Source organism: Oleiphilus sp. HI0125 (genome assembly GCF_001635355.1).
The window spans coordinates 1-1133 of the sequence record NZ_LWGF01000895.1 but is presented as its reverse complement, the minus strand read 5'-3'; the positions used below and the strand labels follow the sequence as shown (position 1 = coordinate 1133).

The 1133-nt window shown below is 45.3% G+C and carries 2 protein-coding genes; both read right to left on the bottom strand.

What is annotated here, in order from left to right:
* On the bottom strand, positions 1-762 hold a 762-nt coding region (locus tag A3762_RS15360; RefSeq protein ID WP_156493487.1), incomplete at its 3' end, for an FAD-dependent oxidoreductase.
* On the bottom strand, positions 759-1133 hold a 375-nt coding region (locus A3762_RS27680), incomplete at its 5' end, for a hypothetical protein (RefSeq protein WP_197469289.1). The genes A3762_RS15360 and A3762_RS27680, both read right to left, overlap by 4 nt.

Sequence of the window (1133 nt, the reverse complement as noted above, 5' to 3'; positions counted from 1 at the left end):
ATTAGCACATGAGACAACTACTTCAGAAACACCGTTCCAAGCGACAGAGCTAACTTCCGTCTCACCCACCCATTTGCCACTCATTTCGGCAAAAGTACCCATAAAACGCTCAACAAGATCTTCGTCCATAAAGCCAAGTGGGCGCTCATAACGATCAATCATCGTCACCTTGACTCCGAGTGCCTGAAATATCGAGGCATACTCGCTGGCAATGACACCACCACCCAAAACGATCAAACTTGGAGGCAAGTACAACATGCTCAGAATTGAGTCGCTATCTAGGATATTCTCATGATCAACGGGGATATTTTCAGGATGACGCGGAACAGAACCCGAGGCAATGACAAAGGTTTGCGCTTCAATTAATTCGGTAGAGCCATTCGGTGATTCAAGACTAAGCGTGTTGGCATCAACGAAATGAGCGCGCCCATGCAAACGCGTAATCATATTTCGCTCTATTTGATTCACCATGAAGGTATCATGCGATTGAACGACAGCATTTAGACGGTCGATCAAAGTAGCCATTTCGGTGTCTTCAGCGACCTCGAAATTACAAAGCGTCGCGTTTTCACGCATCTTTTTCACACGTAAGGCATTTTCCCTCAGAGTTTTACTTGGAATAGTGCCTCGATGAACACATGCGCCACCTAAGAATTTGTCCTGTTCGATAATAGCAACCGACTGATCGGCTTTTGCTGCTTGAACCGCTGCTTTCTGCCCAGCTGGGCCACTACCAATAACGACAACATGAAAGCTCTTCATTGCTGCTTAGCCCTCACTGTTGAGACGATGTGATCACGTTTACTCAAGACATCGTTGAGCGCATCGGTGTATAAATTTAGCGTTGAAAAAATGTCTTTTGCTTTTAAAGGTTCTAAATCTTGATCTTCTAAACTCGCTTTGGCGAGCAACGATGCAGCCTGTACCAATGCACATTGGGTTTGATACTTTTCTGATTGAGAAGGCGTCTGACTAAATAGCGCAACATCACACACTACCTCTGGCATCTCCCACGCTTTATTAATCTCTTGTCCGAATAGAGGATGAAACACGTCCTCTAATTCCAATACCTGAGCTGGCGTCAATTTGAGCTGTTCGGCGGAGCTCATGTCTGAATAGAATTGCAAAAATGC